The following is an 18,765-nucleotide window of genomic DNA, read 5'->3' as shown; positions in this document are numbered from 1 at the left end:
CGTAAGATTATTTGAATCTATAAGTATATTGTAGATAATTGAGTGTAAAATTAATCTTTTTAGACTATTTAACTACCTTTTTTGACAAAAATACATCCAAATAGGGGTTTTATTTGTTGTTAATAATGTGTAACTTCGCACAGTGAAAACCAATACGACAATTTTATAACTTTATAATATATTGCCTATGATATTTACAGCAGAAAACACCTTACTTATCGGTTCTATCTTACTTTTCGTCAGCATTGTCGTTGGAAAGACCGGATACCGCTTTGGAGTACCCACCTTATTACTGTTCCTTGTAGTGGGAATGATATTCGGAAGCGACGGTTTCGGACTCCAATTCCATAATGCCAAAGAGGCGCAGTTCATCGGTATGGTCGCCTTGAGTATCATCCTTTTCTCGGGTGGTATGGACACGAAATTCAGAGAAATAAAACCTATATTAGGTTCCGGTATCGTGCTTTCCACTGTCGGAGTGCTATTAACAGCCCTATTCACCGGACTCTTTATTTGGTGGTTATCCGGCATGAGTTGGACGAACATTTATTTACCTATCACTACTTCCCTGCTACTGGCAGCTACCATGTCATCTACCGACTCAGCTTCGGTGTTCGCCATTCTTCGTTCACAAAAGATGAACTTAAAGCACAATCTCCGCCCTATGCTGGAGTTGGAAAGTGGAAGTAATGACCCGATGGCATATATGCTTACCATTGTCCTGATACAGTTTATCCAATCGGCAGGCATGGGAGTCGGTGCTATCGCAATGTCCTTTATCATCCAGTTTATTGTAGGTGCCGCTGCCGGATATTTACTCGGCAAACTGGCTATCCGCATGTTGAATAAGCTTAATATTGACAATCAGGCGTTATACCCTATCCTGTTACTGGCTTTTGTTTTCTTTACTTTCTCCATCACCGACTTACTGAAAGGTAATGGATACCTAGCTGTATATATCGCCGGTATAATGGTAGGAAACAATAAAATCATGCATCGTAAGGAAATCTATACGTTTATGGACGGACTGACCTGGTTGTTCCAAATCATTATGTTCCTCTGCCTGGGATTGCTTGTCAATCCGCACGAAATGTTGGAAGTAGCTGTCGTTGCCTTGCTGATTGGCGTATTTATGATTGTTATCGGTCGCCCGCTAAGCGTATTCCTCTGCTTGCTCCCGTTCCGTAAAATAACGATGAAATCACGTCTCTTCGTGTCGTGGGTAGGATTGCGCGGGGCAGTTCCTATTATCTTCGCCACCTATCCGGTGGTTGCAGGAGTCGAAGGTTCGAATATTATCTTCAATATCGTGTTCTTCATTACCATTGTCTCACTGGTTGTGCAGGGTACTACCATTTCTTTTGTGGCACGTTTACTGCATCTCTCCGAACCACTGGAGAAAACAGGCAATGACTTCGGTGTCGAACTTCCGGAAGAAATAGACTCCGACCTCAGTGACATGACAATCACCCGGGAAATGCTGGAAGAAGCGGATACATTGAAAGATATGAATCTTCCCAAAGGTACACTGGTAATGATTGTGAAACGTGGAGATGAGTTCCTGATTCCCAACGGAACATTGAAGTTGCACGAGGGGGATAAACTATTGCTCATTTCCGAGAAATCCAAAGAGGAAGCAATAGAATAGGTACAATTTATGAATAGATTTGCCAGAACTTCGTTATAACTAATTATTTAGGCACGGATTACGCAGATTACACGGTTTTGACTAATTTTATCTTTTGAAACCGTGAACTTCGTGTAATCCGTGCCTTATTATTATAATAAATATTTGATTTATCTAATACTTCTCAACGTTTCAAATATACCCGCCAATCAGCTTTAAGGAAGAAACAGGAAAAGCCCGCCGTCAGCCCGAAAGGAATTGTTCGGTCAGTCTCCGTTAATTAACCGTAAAACTTGAATTTAAAATTCGGTTTACACATATGAAGTATTAATTTTGCGCAGTTTTAAACTAAATGTGCAAGAATCGAATGGAACAAGAACATCAGTTCATTGATTATATTGAGCAAAGTATTATCAAAAACTGGGACAGAGATGCCTTAACTGACTATAAAGGAATCACCCTTCAATATAAAGACGTAGCGCGTAAAATCGCTAAATTTCACATCGTACTGGAAAGCGCCGGAATTCAGCCGGGAGATAAAATAGCAGTCTGCGGACGCAACAGTGCCCACTGGGCAGTTACTTTCTTAGCCACTATCACTTATGGAGCCGTTATCGTGCCTATCTTGCATGAATTCAAGGCGGACAACATTCATAATATCGTCAATCACTCCGAAGCCAAACTACTTTTCGTCGGCGACCAGGCTTGGGAAAATCTGAATGAGGATGCCATGCCCTTACTGGAAGGTATTGCTTTGCTGACTGACTTTTCAGCCTTGGTATCACGGAACGAGAAACTCACTTATGCCTTCGAACACCGGAACGCTATTTATGGCCAGCGGTATCCCAAGAATTTCCGATCGGAACACATCTGTTACCGGAAAGACAGGCCGGAAGAACTGGCGATTATCAACTATACTTCAGGCACTACGGGATATTCAAAAGGAGTCATGCTCCCCTACCGCAGCATTTGGTCGAACGTGGCGTATTGCTTCGAGATGCTTCCGCTTAAGCCGGGAGACAACATCGTTTCCATGCTTCCTATGGGACATGTATTCGGTATGGTGTACGACTTTCTGTACGGATTCTCGGCAGGTGCGCATATCTACTTCCTGACGCGTATGCCGTCTCCGAAAATCATCTCCCAGTCTTTCTCGGAAATCAAACCAAGAGTAATCTCTTGTGTGCCTTTGATTGTAGAAAAGATTATCAAGAAGGATATTCTGCCTAAAGTGGACAGCAAGATCGGCAAGTTATTGCTCAAAGTGCCTATTGTCAATGACAAGATCAAGTCTTTGGCACGTCAGGCCGCTATGGAAATATTCGGTGGTAACTTTGACGAAATCATTATCGGCGGCGCTCCTTTCAATGCCGAAGTGGAAGCTTTCCTTAAAAAGATAGGATTCCCCTACACTATTGCTTACGGTATGACCGAATGTGGGCCGATTATCTGTTCCAGCCGTTGGGAAACGTTGAAGCTGGCTTCCTGCGGAAAAGCAACGACACGCATGGAAGTGAAAATCGACTCACCGGATCCCCAAACCCATGCCGGAGAAATCATTTGCAGAGGAGCCAATATGATGTTGGGATACTACAAAAATCCCGAAGCTACTGCACAAATCATAGATGTATACGGCTGGCTGCATACGGGCGACCTCGGAACAATGGATGAAGAAGGATACATAACGGTTCGTGGCCGTAGCAAAAACCTGCTTCTTACTTCGAGCGGACAGAACATCTATCCCGAAGAGATTGAAAGCAAATTGAACAATATGCCGTATGTTTCGGAGTCCATTATCGTCTTGCAGCATGAAAAACTGGTAGCTCTTATTTATCCGGATTTCGATGACGCTTTTGCGCATGGATTGCAGCAGGCGGATATTCAGAAAGTAATGGAACAGAACCGTATCGAACTGAATCAGCAACTTCCCAACTATTCTCAAATAAGCAAGATTAAAATTCATTTCGAAGAATTTGAAAAGACGGCGAAGAAATCAATCAAACGCTTTATGTATCAGGAAGCGAAAGGATAATGCAGTTGGACATAGATATTGCCTCACAATTAAATGATAATTTATGAGTTCACCACAGAGGACACTGAGGACACAGAGGTTTACTATTTTTGAGTAACACAGAGTCTCACGTATTTATAACCGTATTTATCTCTCTGTTTTACTTGCGGAAAGAAAGAGAGAAGAACTCTGTGTCCTCCGTGTCCTCTGTGGTGAAATATAAATTCCCATTTATAATACCAATTTTGAATTAAAGCGGCATGAACGAAACAGCCTGTCCACCGCCGGCAGCCATCCGCACAGTCAATGTATTTTCGGAAGTCACCGTCTGCTCTGTTATCTGATAATCCGTAGGATTCGTTTTCCAGTCCGCAGCTTCTCCATCGGCATAGATGATAGCTTTATACTGTTTTCCCGGTTCCAGGAAGTCCAGTTTTATCTCCAGTGTACGCGGTTTCTCATCGGTAGCTGCTCCTAAGAAATAATTGCCTTTTGCTTTACGCACGACTGCTACAAACTCTCCCGGCTCTCCTGCCAATGCTTTCGATTCGTCACAATCCGGATTAAAATCACGGAAGAACTGGAAAGCAGGATGTCCCTCGTAATGTTCTATCATGTCAGAAGCCATTTGCAGAGGAGAATACAGAATTACCCAGTTAGCGAGCTGTTTTGCCAAAGTTGTATTCACACGGCTGTTTCCCTTATCCTGGTCGTTCCATTTCTGACGACGGGGAGAATCTTTTGTCTGTAAGAACAGAATGTCAAAAGTTCCCGGAGTGTAATCCATCGGGCCGGACAACAGACGGGTAAACGGCAGCATCACATGATGGGAAGGCGGGTTGCCTTCGCTCCATGCATTCCATTCCATCCCTCTGGCACCCTCGCGAGTCATCATATTAGGCCATGTACGGCGGATTCCGGTATCCTTAATCGGTTCGTGCGCATCAAGCGTCATTTTATGGTGGGCAGCCGTTTCCACCACTTTCTGATAGTGGTTGACTCCATACTGTCCGTGATGTGAAAGTCCGTCCGGAAAAGCTCCTGCATAACCGGTTTTCAGAATCGTAATGCCATGGTCGGTGTACCATTGCATTGCACGATCCATCTGACGCTCATAGTTAGGGATATTTCCACCTGTCTCATGGTGGCCGATGATTTCAATACCTTTCTCTTTGGCATAACGGACTATCTCGTCAATATCAAAATCGGCATAAGGCTTCGTAAAGTCAAAGTTCTGCATACCGCCCCAACTTTCCCAGCCTTCGTTCCAACCTTCAAACAAGACGCCTTCTATATTATTGGCGGCTGCGAAGTCGATATATTTTTTAGCATTGACCGTAGTGGCTCCGTGACGTTCGTCCATCTTCCAGGTTTCTACGCCGAGATGCATTCCCCACCAGACTCCGACATACTTCAACGGGCGAATCCAGTCGGTAGTTTCCAGTACACAAGGGTCATTCAGATTCAGAATCAATGAAGAATTGATAAGTCCGACAGCTTCGGGAGCAATCTGAATGGTGCGCCAGGAAGTGGTAAAGTGGTTGCCTTTGCGCACTTTGATACCATCGGGCCATGGGGTAAGCTCCGCTTTCAATGTATAGTTACCTGCCTGCTTCAAGGTCATTTCGGAGAAGTCATACAAAGCCGCTTCATGGATGCTTCCATACACGCCGTCCGCCGTTTTGAAAGTAAAGGGAGTATTGGCTGTTTCCACCTCGGAGACAGGTTGTTGCTTATATAGTAATTCATAAGTTTCCGCACTGGCAGGAATCGACCATGAAGTACCGTCCTGGCGGAACCGGAAAGTGGTCAGTTCATCCGTTATCATCAATGAATCCACCGTGGGGACGTTGTATTCATAGCGGAACCCTACTCCATCATCGAACACACGGAAGCGGAGCGTCAGTTCCACCTGGTTCCCGTTAGTCAGGTTGACTGCCATTTCATTGTAATGGTTGCGGTTGGTTTTATTCTCGCCCCAGGGTTGTGTCCAAGTCTCGTCCTTGCTGGTAAAAGTCGTATTCTTTATTTGAAATCCTTCTCCCAAGAAAACGCCGTTGCCTTCCGTGAATCCCATTGCCGAATTTTCAATTAATAAGGAATCACCTACCGAAACATTATAAAGTGGTCTGCCGTTTTCATCTACTGTAAAAGACATTTTAATATGACCGTCCGGTGATTTGACTTCTGTTTTCGGACTGCTACACGCATAACATCCCAGCATACACAGAAAAGCTCCGACTAAATAATTTATTTTCATAGCATATCTCTTGTTTATATATAGTACAATTCAGAAACAAGAAACACTTAAATGTAAGGCGATTTTCTTTCTCCAAATGCAAAGAAAAAGTATCTTTGCACGTAAACAGTACGATTATGGCAAAGATACTATTGGTGGAAGATGAAATAAATATCGCCTCTTTTATTGAACGGGGACTGAAAGAATTCGGACATACGGTAAGCGTTTGTCACGATGGCAATACCGGTTGGAAAATCCTTCAGGAAGAACCTTTCGACCTTTTAATACTGGATATTATCATGCCGAAAATAAATGGTTTGGAACTTTGCCATCTCTATCGCCAGATGTTCGGTTACCAGACTCCCGTTATCATGCTGACGGCCTTGGGCACAACTGAGGATATTGTCAAGGGACTGGACGCGGGAGCGGATGATTACCTTGTCAAGCCATTCAGCTTCCAGGAACTGGAAGCACGCATCAAGGCATTGCTGCGCCGCGGCAAGGAAGTTGCCGCCAACCAACTGACTTGTGATAATCTGATATTGGATTGCAACACCCGGAAGGCTAAAAGAGGAGATATAGACATCGAGCTTACGGTCAAGGAATACCGCCTGCTCGAATATTTCATGACTCATCAGGGGGTAGCCCTCTCACGCATCACCCTGCTCAAAGACGTATGGGACAAGAACTTCGACACGAATACCAATATCGTGGATGTTTACGTCAATTATCTCCGTGTAAAGATAGACCGTGACTTCGATAAGAAACTGATTCACACGGTAGTGGGATTAGGATATATAATGAATGCTTAAACACATCACCAACCGCCACGGGTATGAAAGTAGGTTCTAAAATAGCTCTTTTCTATACATTAGCCAGTGTGCTGACTACTGTTATTATCATTGCTGTATTCTATATCTTCAGCACGCAGTATATCAACAGGCTCTATGCTTCCTACCTTCGTGAAAAAGCCTACCTGACCGCACAGAAACATTGGGAGAAAGACGAAGTGGACGAACAGAGTTATCAGATTATCCAACGCAAATATGACGAACTTCTACCCGAAGCCCATGAGATTCTCTTGAATATGGACAGCCTTTCCGAAGTATGCGATACACTGGATAAATATCTCACCCAACAGCAACAGGCTCTTCTTATAACAGGCGAAGACAGCATCCCTTTCTCCTTCAAATATAAAGACCAACTGGGTGCAGCCCTCTATTATCCCGACAATGAAGGCAATTTCATCGTTCTTGTCATGTCCCGCAATGCTTACGGAACGGAGATTCAGGAACATCTGCTGCTGCTTTCCATCTTCCTGGTGCTATTCAGTTCCATCCTAATCTACTTTATAGGGAAAATCTATTCGGGACGCATCCTTGTTCCCCTTCAGCATATATTGAAGGAACTGAAAAGAATACGCGCCAACAGCCTCAACCGGCGACTAAAACAAACCGGAAACAATGATGAACTGGAAGAAATCATAGTCACCCTGAACCATATGCTCGACCGCCTGGACAGTGCTTTCAAAGCAGAGAAATCCTTTGTCAGCCATGCGTCACACGAGCTGAACAACCCGATAACCGCCATTCAGGGAGAATGTGAAATCAGCCTGCTCAAAGAAAGAAGCACCGGAGAATATGTGGAAGCCCTGCAACGTATTTCGTCAGAAAGCAAACGGCTGTCCAACCTAATACGCCATCTCCTTTTTCTCTCCCGACAGGATGAAGAACTGCTGAAAACTAACATCGAAGAAATCTCCCTTCAGGACATGCTGACCGATTTAACGGCTGACAACGACAGAATCCGGCTTCATACCCGGGAATCGGGCGCACCGGCTGCTGTACAAGCAAACTCCTACCTGCTAAAAATAGCCTTGAAGAACATCATAGACAATGCATGCAAATATTCTGAAAAGGAAGTAGACATTATCCTTTCCCGGATAAACCGACAAGTCGTGATTGAAATAGAAGACCGGGGAATCGGTATCCCGCAGGAAGAAATAGAGCATATCTTCCAGTCTTTCTACCGGGGCAGCAATACCCACGACTATGCAGGACAGGGAATCGGCCTTAGCCTGACAATGAAAATTATATCTGCCTACAACGGCAAACTGGAAATATCTTCCGAAATAGAAAAAGGGACAAAAGTACGGGTGATTTTTTAATTCACCCCCTTTTTTATCCCTTTCTCACTTCTACCTACTGAAAACATACAATTTAATCTATGAGAGTTTTTTTCATAGAATAGATAATGAAATTATTTATATACGTCTTTGCAATAACTTACCGTTTTTATCATACAGCATCCGTTCATATACCACTTCCACAATAAGAGGGAAAATAAACAAGGCAAAGAAAGTGGCTCCTATCAATCCGCCAATGATAACAATCGCAAGCGGACGCTGGGATTCCGAACCGATGCCGTGGCTCATGGCGGCAGGCATCAAACCGATAGCCGCCATCGCCGCCGTCATTATCACGGGACGGATACGCGAGCGGACTCCTTCTTTCGTCGCTTCCTGCAACGGAGACCCCAGCTTCAGGTTCGCTTTTATATCGGATATCATAATCACCCCATTCTGAATACAGATACCAAACAGGGCTATGAAGCCGATACCTGCCGAAATAGAGAAATTGAAACGGGTTATCAGAAGTGCCGCAATCCCCCCGACAGCCGCAAACGGGACATTCAGCAATACCAGTCCGGCATCCCTCGCATTAGAGAAAAGGACAAACAGAATGATAAAGATAATAGCGATACTGACAGGCACCACCTGCGCCAACCGCTTCGTTGCCCGTTGCTGATTCTCAAAGTCGCCCGTCCATTTCAAAGAATATCCCGCAGGTAAATGTACGGACGCATTCACCTTTTTCTGCGCTTCCGCAACTGCCGTACCCATGTCCCGTCCCCGCACGGAGAACTTAACCGCACAGAAACGTGCATGGTTATCACGGAAAATCAATAACGGGCCTGTAATAGTCGTGATATCCGCCAGTTCCTTGACAGGCACCATTGTTCCATCCATTGCCGGAACCAATATCTTGCCTATCTCCTCTTCATTCTGACGGAACTGTTCGCTATATCTCACCATGATATTGAATTTCCGTTCATCTTCATAGAGCAGTGAAGCTGATTTACCGCCGATAGCCATTTCGATAATCGACTGCACATCTTCCTTGGCTACTCCGTAGCGTGCCAACTGCCGTTCATTCAATTCGATACGAAGTTCCGGCTGACCGATATTCCGGATTACTCCCAAGTCTTCAATCCCCTGCACCGTACTGAGAATCTTCTCAATCTGAACCGCATACTTTTCCGACTCATATAAATCCTTGCCGAAGACTTTCACGGCAATAGAACCCTTCACGCCCGAAGCCGCTTCTTCCACGTTATCGGTAATCGGCTGCGAGAAGTTAAAGTCAATGCCGGGATAGATAGACAAATCGTCCTGCATCTTGTCAATCAACTGCAACTTGGTCAACTTGCTGTCCCATTCCTTTTCGGGGTAAATATCGACATGAAATTCTATATTATAGAATCCGGTAGCATCCGTACCGTCATTCGGCCGTCCGGTCTGCGACAATACTTGCCGCACTTCGGGGAATGTCAATAACTTCCTTCTCATTTTATTGGCAAGCGTCACTGATTCATCCAATGAGATACTTTGCGGCAAAGTGGCGCGGATATAGATAGAACCCTCATTCAACTGCGGAAGGAACTCCGTACCCAGGAAAGAGAAAAGCCATAGGCCGACACCCGCTATCACCGTAGCCAGTCCGATAGTGAGCTTTCTATGCGCATAGAAAGTATCAAAGAGAGCCGAGCATTTGGTATTGATAAAATGGACAAAACGGTTATTCTTTTCACGGACATTTTTCTTCAACAGCATGGAAGACATGACCGGCACTAAGGTAAGCGTAAATATCAGTGCCCCCAAGAGTGCAAAACCCAGCGTATATGCCAAGGGTGAGAACATCTTTCCTTCCACTTTCTGGAAAGAGAAAATAGGAATCAGTGCCGTGATAATAATCAATTTGGAGAAGAATACCGCTTTCGCCTTGTCCTTTGCCGTATTACGGATCAGTCCCATTTTGGACATGACGTTGAAAGCAGGCATTCCCACTTGCCTTGCCTTCTTGTCCAGGGCGACAAATACCCCTTCTACCATCACCACCGCCCCGTCAATAATGATACCGAAGTCGATGGCTCCCATAGAAAGCAGATTGGCGGACATTCCCATTGCACGTAAACAGATGAATGCGAATAACAATGCCAATGGGATGACAACAGCAACAATCACAGTAGTCCGCCAGTCTGCCATGAAAATTAAAACAATAAAGGTAACCAACAATATTCCTTCAATCAGGTTATGCGTCACCGTCCTGACAGCCAGGTTCACCAAGTCCTCACGGTCATAGAACGAGACTATTTGCACATCTTTCGGAAGCACATTCTGATTCAAATCTTCTATCTTGTCTTTCAGGTTGGCGATTACCTCGCCCGGGTTCTCCCCTTTCCGCATCACCACGATACCTTGAACTACGTCGTCCTCATCCATTCGCCCTACCTGTCCGAGACGGGGCAGGCATGATTCGTGTACTTCGGCAAGGTTCTTTACCAGAATCGGAGTACCATTGATATTCTTCACTACGATATTCCGCAGTTCGTCCAGGTCGTTAATCAGACCGATGCCACGAACCACATAGGCTTGTGAGCTTTTCGTAATCACGTCTCCCCCTACATTGATATTACTCTTGGCTATCGCGTCATAGAGTTCGAGGGAAGTAATGCCGTAATTAATCAACTGGTGAGGATTCACACTCACCTCAAAAGTTTTCACTTCACCACCGAAGCTCACAATATCCGCCACACCGGACACCGAACGGAGATTACGCTCGATTACCCAATCCTGAATGGTCTTCAAATCCCGCACACTGCGCTTGTCGCTACGCAGCGTATAGCGGAAAATCTCTCCGGTAGGGCCATACAAAGGCTGTACTTCCGGTGTCACCCCATCGGGCAAATCGGCATCATTCAACAAATTATATACCTGCTGACGGGCTGTAAAATCATCCACACGGTCTTCGAACATCACATTGATAACGGAAAGTCCGAAAAGCGTAGTCGAACGGATATCCGTTTTCTTCTGAACCGGGTTCATGGCTATCTCGATAGGAATCGTGATAAATTTCTCCACTTCTTCCGCGCTGCGTCCCGCCCATTGCGTGATAATCGTCACCTTCGTATTGGTCACATCCGGAAAAGCGTCTATCGGAGTGTGCTTGAAAGAGACAGCTCCGGCTATAATGGCAATCGCCGTACAAAAGAAGATAAAGAACTTGTTCTTCAGCGAGAAAGCCACTATATTATCTATGAATTTATGCATAAGTCTATTCTCTGTTTTTAATCCGTATTCAAAGCATTATACACTAACAATACATTATTATTCAACACCCTGTCTCCTTCGGAAAGTCCGGATCGGATATAACATTCCTTGCTCAACTGCTTATATACATCCACCTCTTTCACTTGCAGCCGTTGATCCGGTTTCACAACCACCACATAATTCCTGCCCCCTTCAAATACCAGCGCATGAGAATCAATGCGGGGCATCGAGGTTCCGTCCGCCCGGCATTTTACGCTTACGTTCGTAAACATTCCCGGCTTCAGCAGATAATCCTCATTTTTGAGTTTGATACGGACATTCATCGTCTTGCTTTCATTGTTCAGCAGATGATATACCTTGTCAATCGTTCCGGCAAATGTTTTATCGGGATAGGCCAGTGTAGAGATACGCACCGAAGCCCCTTCGGACACTTTGCTGATGTCGCTTTCATATACATCCGCCATCACCCATACATCGGAAAGTCCCGAAATCGTGAACAGTCCTTCACTTTGGTCGGGGCGCAACTGCATATCCCTGCTGATTTGTTTCTCAACAATAAAGCCCGATACAGGCGATTTCAACTGATAGTAGGCATTTCCGGAGAAATTATAAATAGAGAAGATTTCCTTTATCCTTCTCTCTTCCGCTTCGGCGCTTGCCAACTCCTGTTTCGCCTGAAGTATATCCTTATCCGAAGCCATGCCGGACGAATACATATCTTGTGTAGCATCCATATTTCTGCGGGTCAGCTGCAATTGCTGCTCCGCGTCTTTCAGTTGCTTTTCATACTCTGCCACTTCCCCACTACGGATGACTGCCAACACATCTCCCTTACGGACGAAATCCCCGATTTCAGCTTTCAGTTCCGTCACCATACCGCCAAACATCGGATATACATGTGCCACTTGATTCTCGTTAAATGTCACCCGTCCGTTCAGTGTCAGTTCGTCTATCACTTCCTGAACATGAACCGTATCGACAGATACGACTTTCAGCAAGCTGTCCGTCAGACATAAGGCAGCCGGGGCAACATTCGGTTGTTCACCTTTGCCGGAGCATGCTCCCAATAAAGTAGTAAGCAATATGCAAGGAAGGAATTTATTCCAGTTCATAGTCTTTGATAATTTATAGATATTAGTAGTTCAATATATTCTGTCCGACAGTTGTATTCAGGTTTTCGATGGCGAGAAACACATCTTTCTTTATCTCATGCAACTGAATACAGGTTTCCTTATAACTGTCATAGTAATCAATAAACTCCAGCAAACTGATATTGCGTTTACTGAAGTTCTCGTTCACACCTGTTATCAGTTTCTCAAAGTTGCGTTCCAAATCCATGTTGGTAGATTGATAAAGCTGCACTGCCTTTTCCAGTGAAGCATAAGCGGTATAAAGCTCCATATCCGCACGGTTGGCAGCATCTTCCTGCTGCACTCCCGCTTGCTGAATGCTGAAACGGGCAGCCTTTATATTTCCCTGGTTACGGTTGAAGATAGGTACGGACAGGCTTACTCCTACCGCAAAATAATCCCTAATAAAGTTTCCGATACGGTCATAACTACCTTTCACCGAAAATTCAGGAAAAGCCATCGACTTCTGCAATTTCAAATTGGCACGGGAAGCGCTTGCCATGCTTCGCGCAATTTTCAAGTCCGGACGCTCATTAATCATCGCTTTCAAATCGGCGAATGACAGTTGAGACAAATCAAGCTGTTTCAATACTTCCTCATCCAATGATAACCGAATCCGGGTATCTCCCGGAAGATTGAGCAACCTGTTGAACTCCCCTCTTAGAGTCAGCAACTCATTCTCCCGTTCATTCTTCTCTTTCTTTAAAGAGAACAGCATGGACTCCAGGCGGGAGATTTCCATCAACGAAATATTTCCTTTTTCTTGTTGCACCTTCATCCCGGCAAGTAAATTTTGCAGGGAGTTGACTTCCTTCTCATAAATAGAGATGGATTTGGAAAGGAAATAAACCTGTACGAACTTCTCATTCAGTTCCCGGCGAAGGGTACGCATCACTTCTTCAAACTGATATCCGGCTATTTCCTTGTTGATTTTTTCCAGCTTCACTTGCTTGTTCCGCTGACCGGCAAGGCGAATCACCTGCTCAATCTCCACAACCGCTTCACCCTCATGCCCAAAATCGAAGTACTTCCCGTTCAGCCGATTGTAGACATTCTGTTCCAGTGAAATCACCGGGTTCTCAAATAGTTTGGCTTGCAGAACCTGTGCTTGTGCCATGTCGATGTTATAACGTTCGGCTATCAGCGACAGGTTACGTTCCAGAAAACGTTGTTCCGCATCCTTTAGTGTCAGCGTGCCCGAAATCTGCTGGGCACATAATACTCCCCTTGTCAATAGAAGAAAAAAGGAAATTAGAAATACTCTGTTCATTGCGTTTAATCTTTGTTACCTTATCGTAGTTTTCGCGACAAAATTACAATTCTGCAATCGTAGAGAAGGAAAAAAGCCATTATAAGGCTCTCATTTCAGATTAGAATTCGATTAGAAAAAGGCTGTTTTCATCATACAGATACCATAAAAATAAGCCCCGATTCCGAAGCAGAGCATCTCTACATTCAGAATCAGGGCTATCTTGTTTCGTATTATTTCAACCGTTATTTGTGCAACAGGATATCAGTTCCCGGAACAATCTTTCCCATCGACCACACACAACGCACATTCAGTTCCTTATCAAGAATCACAATATCGGCATCTTTTCCTTTAGCCAACGCCCCTTTCCGGTCGCTAACTCCAATCAGACGGGCGGGAGTCTCAGAAGCCATGCGTACAGCATCTTCCAAAGGTATATTCGCTTTCTTCACCATGGTACGCACCAGTATATCCATCGTAGCCAAACTACCTGCCAACGCAGAATGGTCTGCCATCTTACATACTCCGCCTTCAATAATATACTGGGGATCAACCGGCACATTACCGTCAGAAGCGGCATAAGCCAAAGCATCCGTTACGAGACAAGTATTCTCCACACCTTTCAGTTTATATACCAGTTTCAGTATCGTAGCCGGCAAGTGAATGCCGTCCGCAATCACTTCTACTGTCATTCCATCCGTCAGATATACACTTTCCACCGTACCTTCATATTTATACTCACGGCGTTTGTGGAAACCCGGCATCGCATTATAGAAATGCGCGGCATGGGTAAAGCCTACCGCATACGCAGCCTTAATTTCATCATACTCGGCTTCGGTATGTGTCACGGCGGTCATAATCCCTTTCGAACGGGTGTACTTCGCGAAATCATGCGCACCGTGCAATTCGGGACTGATGTCCCAACGCTTGATGCAGGAAGTATGCTCCAACAAAGGAATATATTCATTCTCATCCGGTGTTTTGAGGAAGCCGTCATACTGCGTACCTGCCATCTTCGGATTCAGGTAAGGCCCTTCGATGTGCAGACCGAGAATCGGAGAATCTTTCTCCTGCATCAAACTCTCGCAAACATCGACTGCCTGATAAAGCCTTTCGAAAGAAGTGGATGATAAAGTAGGGAACATACTGGTGGCACCATGCTTCAAATGGGCGGTAGTCGCCGTGCGGAAAGCCTCTTCCGTAGCTTCGGTAAAGTCGTGTCCGCCACCACCGTGAGCATGCATACTCACAAATCCCGGTACGATTGTCATCCCGCGGGCATCAATGATCGTTGCACCGATAACCGCCAGGTCACTGTTCGTCACCTCTAATATTTTTCCATCGCAAATCAATACGGAGCCATCTTTCAACCAGCCTTGCGGGGTAAGTATTCTTCCGTTTATTATCTGAGTTAACATAGTCTTCTTTTTTTATAGGATTTAAAACAGTTTGTTGGTGCCTTCCACCAGTTGTCCCATCGCCCACACAGCCCTTACATTCAAGTCTTTGTCCAAAGCAATGATATCGGCATCCTTGCCACGCTCGAGCGTACCTTTACGATCCAGCACTCCCATGATGCGGGCAGGTGTTTCGGAAACCATCCTTATCACATCCGCCAATGGAATCTCCGCCTTCTGCACCATCGTGCGAATCAGGCGATCCATTGTCGCCACGCTTCCTGCCAGGGCGGAACGGTCTGCGAGTTTGCAAACCCCGTCCTCGATAATTACACGCGGGTCAAAAGCCGTCTGACTGTCACTGGCCGCGCAAGCCAGCGCATCCGTTATCAGACAAGTACGCTCCACTCCTTTTATTTTGTAGACAAGACGCAGAATCGTCGGGGGCACATGAATACCGTCCGCCACTACTTCCACGGTCATATCGTCAATCAGATAAATGCTTTCTACCGTGCCCTCATATTTGTATTCCTTCCGTTTGTGGAATCCCGGCATGGCGTTATAGAAATGGGTGGCATGAGTATAGCCCGCTTCATAAGCCGTCAGTATATCCTCAAATTCAGCCTGCGTATGTCCTACCGAAGCCAATATGCCTTTTGCCGTGATATACTTACCGAACTGCATGGCTCCCGGAAGTTCCGGTGCGGCATCCCAACGCTTGATACAATGCGTCTCTTCCAGCAACGGGATATATTCTTCGGGATCGGGATTCTTGATATTTTCGGGAATCTGTCCGCCCGCCATTTCCATATTGAAATAATGTCCTTCGAGGTGAAGTCCGAGTACCGGGCTATCCGGTTCCGCCATCATTTTCTCGGTAGTCTCCGCGGCTGCGCAGATCATAGGAATGGTTGAAGAAGAAAGTGTGGGGAAAATACTGGTAGTGCCGTGCTGCATATGAGCTTTGATAGCTGTTCGGAAAGCCTCTTCCGTACCTTCCATAAAATCCCTTCCGCCGCCACCATGAACGTGGATTTCCACTCCGCCGGGGACAATGTACATTCCTTTGGCATCAATCAGTTTGGCTCCGATAATGGCAAGGTCGCAGTTGGTCACTTCCAGAATTTTATTGTCGCGGATAAGCACTGACCCATCCTTGAGCCAGCCTTGCGGGGTCAGGATGCGTGCATTAATGATTTGTGTTAACATATCATCTATTATTAAATTAATTATAGGTCTGCGTGAATCAATGACGCTCTTTTTGGGGGGAGTACATTGATTTTTTTCATCTGCAAAATTACGCTTTTCTATTCAATCTATTGATAAAATCGTCCGGTAAACTTACAATAAGGTACAAAAAAAAGAGGTTGCCAATCACATCGACTGACAACCTCTTATGTTATATATATGGAGCGGAAAACGAGACTCGAACTCGCGACCCTAACCTTGGCAAGGTTATGCTCTACCAACTGAGCTATTTCCGCAAACTAAATTTCGTCATTCAGAAAACTGAAAGATTGGTGCCCAGAACAGGACTCGAACCTGCATGCCTCTCGACACACGCACCTGAAACGTGCGCGTCTACCAATTCCGCCACCTGGGCAAAACTTAGTTCCAACATTTCAAAGAAACATGAGCGGAAAACGAGACTCGAACTCGCGACCCTAACCTTGGCAAGGTTATGCTCTACCAACTGAGCTATTTCCGCATTTTTTCGTTTGCGGTTGCAAAGGTAGGGATTTTCCGTAAACCTGCAAACATTCTGCATACTTTTTTTAAAGAAATCTGCACACTTTGCCCCCGCCGCAAAACAATCTTTTTGATTATCAACTCATTCGGTCACGATAATCTTCGTAAGAAAATTGCTTGTATATTTCTGCTTTTCCCTCTTTTGTCCATAAAGCGATGGCCGGATGATGGATTCCGTTAAACATGTTTGTCTTTACCATCGTATAGTGAATCATATCTTCGAACACAATCCGCTCTCCGATTTGCAACTCATGGTCGAAACTCCACAGTCCCATATAGTCGCCGCTCAAACAGGAATTTCCGCCAAGGCGGTAAATGTATTTGCCTTCATTTCCCATTTCCGCGCCACGGACTGCCGGCTGATAAGGCATCTCCAGACAATCGGGCATATGGCAGGTAAAGCTGACGTTCAGGATGGCTGTCCTGATTCCACGGCTTTCCACAATGTCCACCACCTCGGAAGTCAGGACACCCGTCTGCCAGGTAAAAGCCGATCCGGGTTCCAGGATAATCCGTAAGTGCGGATAGCGTGATTTTAAGCCTTGCAATAGTTTTATCAGATGTTCCGTATCATAATCTTTGCGGGTCATCAGATGTCCGCCGCCCAGGTTCAACCACTTTATCTGCGGAAACCAACGGGCAAACTTCTCTTCCAGATGTTCCAATGTACGCTCCAGTTCATAAGAGGAAGATTCGCAATGACAGTGGCAATGAAAACCCTCAATCCCTTGCGGCAGCGTCTCCGGCAACAAATCAGCCGTTATCCCGAAACGGGTACCGGGCGCACACGGATTATAAAGTTCCGTTTCCACTTCCGAATATTCGGGATTCACACGGATACCACAGGAGATACCGCTTCCTTCGGCTACCGTCATCGGATAGAAACGGGCAAACTGCGCCATCGAGTTGAATGTGATATGGCTGCTGCATCGCATGATTTCGGGGAAATCCTGTTCTGTATAGGCAGGAGAATAGGTATGCGCCTTGCTGCCGAATTCTTCCAATGCCAGGCGGGCTTCATATACCGAACTGGCGGTTGAATGGTTGATGTATTCACGAAAGATAGGGAAAGAGCGCCACATGGCAAATGACTTGAAAGCCAGGATTATCTCCACTCCCGCCCTGTCGGCTACGTTTTTTATCAAACTCAGGTTCTTTCTTAAAAGTTCTTCTTCCATGATATAGCAAGGAGAAGGAAACCGGGTAAAATCTATCATATACAATATTATTATCTAAAGTAACGTCTTACGAACGTGGATGCAAAAATACAAATTCAAAAGCAAAGAGTGATTGTTTTATTTTTAATTAAGATATTGGTTTTCGAGAACTTTTTCTTATTTTTAGACCTTAATAGTATATAAGTAATTGTATCATCCTAAATACCTGATTGAATATGAATAAAGATTTAAGAAAAGTCGTGATTCTGCTGGCACATCCCAACATGAAAGAATCACAAGCAAACAAGGCATTAATCGACGCCGTGAGTGACATTGAAGGAGTGGCGGTTTTCAACCTTTACGAACTGTCCGAGGAAATCGCTTTCAATGTGGACGAATGGAGTAAGATCATCTCCGACGCTTCGGCTGTCATCTACCAGTTTCCTTTCTATTGGATGGCTGCGCCGTCATTACTAAAAAAATGGCAGGACGAAGTCTTTACTTACTTATCCAAGACTCCGGCTGTTGCAGGCAAGCCATTGATGGTGGTAACAACTACCGGCTCCGAATATGACGCTTATCGTAGCGGCGGGCGAAACCGCTTCACAATCGATGAGCTTCTACGCCCGTATCAGGGTAGCGCGATTCACTCGGGTATGGCATGGCAGACACCCATTGTCGTTTACGGAATGGGAACCGCAGATGCAGGAAAGAATATTGCCGAAGGAGCGAATTTATACAAGCAGAGAGTGGAAATGCTTATCAGCAGCAGTAACGCGGGAAATAACTGGTAAAACCAAAAGCGTAGCTTTAGACC

At 45.2% G+C, this 18,765-nt stretch carries 12 protein-coding genes and 3 tRNA genes; 5 read left to right on the top strand and 10 right to left on the bottom strand.

From position 1 onward, the window contains the following. The first annotated feature begins 187 nt into the window (after positions 1-187). A complete protein-coding gene (locus AB5443_RS08620; RefSeq protein ID WP_044656557.1) occupies positions 188-1,648 on the top strand; it encodes a potassium/proton antiporter in 1,461 nt (486 codons plus the stop codon). Between the two features lie 346 nt (positions 1,649-1,994). Next, positions 1,995-3,659 (top strand): long-chain fatty acid--CoA ligase, encoded by a 1,665-nt coding sequence (locus AB5443_RS08615; RefSeq protein WP_368114444.1) that lies wholly within the window; start codon positions 1,995-1,997, stop codon positions 3,657-3,659. A 229-nt stretch (positions 3,660-3,888) separates the two neighbouring features. Here AB5443_RS08615 and AB5443_RS08610 read toward each other — a convergent pair whose 3' ends face one another. Next, positions 3,889-5,898 carry a glycoside hydrolase family 97 protein gene (locus AB5443_RS08610; RefSeq protein WP_368114443.1) on the bottom strand — a complete coding sequence of 670 codons (2,010 nt, stop codon included), beginning with the start codon at positions 5,896-5,898 and terminating at the stop codon, positions 3,889-3,891. A 116-nt stretch (positions 5,899-6,014) separates the two neighbouring features. Here AB5443_RS08610 and AB5443_RS08605 point away from each other — a divergent pair, with 116 nt between their 5' ends. Next, positions 6,015-6,689, top strand: a complete 675-nt coding sequence (locus AB5443_RS08605) for a response regulator transcription factor (protein WP_044654072.1) — start codon at positions 6,015-6,017, stop codon at positions 6,687-6,689. A 23-nt stretch (positions 6,690-6,712) separates the two neighbouring features. Continuing rightward, positions 6,713-8,044 carry an ATP-binding protein gene (locus AB5443_RS08600; protein ID WP_368114442.1) on the top strand — a complete coding sequence of 444 codons (1,332 nt, stop codon included), beginning with the start codon at positions 6,713-6,715 and terminating at the stop codon, positions 8,042-8,044. A gap of 96 nt (positions 8,045-8,140) precedes the next feature. Here AB5443_RS08600 and AB5443_RS08595 read toward each other — a convergent pair whose 3' ends face one another. The 9 genes from AB5443_RS08595 to nspC form a co-directional block, all read right to left on the bottom strand. Further along, positions 8,141-11,266, bottom strand: a complete 3,126-nt coding sequence (locus AB5443_RS08595) for an efflux RND transporter permease subunit (protein WP_294543538.1) — start codon at positions 11,264-11,266, stop codon at positions 8,141-8,143. A gap of 17 nt (positions 11,267-11,283) precedes the next feature. Further along, positions 11,284-12,378 (bottom strand): efflux RND transporter periplasmic adaptor subunit, encoded by a 1,095-nt coding sequence (locus AB5443_RS08590; protein ID WP_368114441.1) that lies wholly within the window; start codon positions 12,376-12,378, stop codon positions 11,284-11,286. 22 nt (positions 12,379-12,400) lie between these two features. Further along, entirely contained in the window at positions 12,401-13,666 is a 1,266-nt protein-coding gene (locus tag AB5443_RS08585) for a TolC family protein (RefSeq protein WP_368114440.1), read from the bottom strand. A 224-nt stretch (positions 13,667-13,890) separates the two neighbouring features. Continuing rightward, a complete protein-coding gene (nagA, locus tag AB5443_RS08580) occupies positions 13,891-15,063 on the bottom strand; it encodes an N-acetylglucosamine-6-phosphate deacetylase (RefSeq protein ID WP_277135343.1) in 1,173 nt (390 codons plus the stop codon). Between the two features lie 21 nt (positions 15,064-15,084). Further along, positions 15,085-16,251, bottom strand: coding sequence for an N-acetylglucosamine-6-phosphate deacetylase (gene nagA / locus AB5443_RS08575; RefSeq protein WP_368114439.1), 1,167 nt, complete (start codon positions 16,249-16,251; stop codon positions 15,085-15,087). Positions 16,252-16,450: 199 nt separating this feature from the next. Next, a tRNA-Gly gene (locus AB5443_RS08570) sits at positions 16,451-16,526 on the bottom strand. A 34-nt stretch (positions 16,527-16,560) separates the two neighbouring features. Further along, positions 16,561-16,645: transfer RNA gene (locus AB5443_RS08565), tRNA-Leu, on the bottom strand. Between the two features lie 32 nt (positions 16,646-16,677). Then, positions 16,678-16,750: transfer RNA gene (locus AB5443_RS08560), tRNA-Gly, on the bottom strand. A 118-nt stretch (positions 16,751-16,868) separates the two neighbouring features. Beyond that, on the bottom strand, positions 16,869-18,008 hold the full coding sequence (nspC, locus tag AB5443_RS08555; protein WP_044655420.1) for a carboxynorspermidine decarboxylase: 1,140 nt from the start codon (positions 18,006-18,008) through the stop codon (positions 16,869-16,871). Positions 18,009-18,184: 176 nt separating this feature from the next. Between nspC and AB5443_RS08550 the strand changes: the two genes are divergently transcribed. Continuing rightward, the gene (locus AB5443_RS08550; protein ID WP_022138521.1) at positions 18,185-18,742 is read left to right on the top strand and encodes an NAD(P)H-dependent oxidoreductase; all 558 of its coding nucleotides are present in this window, start codon (positions 18,185-18,187) and stop codon (positions 18,740-18,742) included. Positions 18,743-18,765 lie beyond the last annotated feature (23 nt).

The organism is Bacteroides sp. RTP21281st1_H5_RTP21281_210402 (assembly GCF_040918965.1).
GTDB lineage: Bacteria > Bacteroidota > Bacteroidia > Bacteroidales > Bacteroidaceae > Bacteroides > Bacteroides congonensis.
This window is presented reverse-complemented; position numbering and strand designations above follow the sequence as displayed.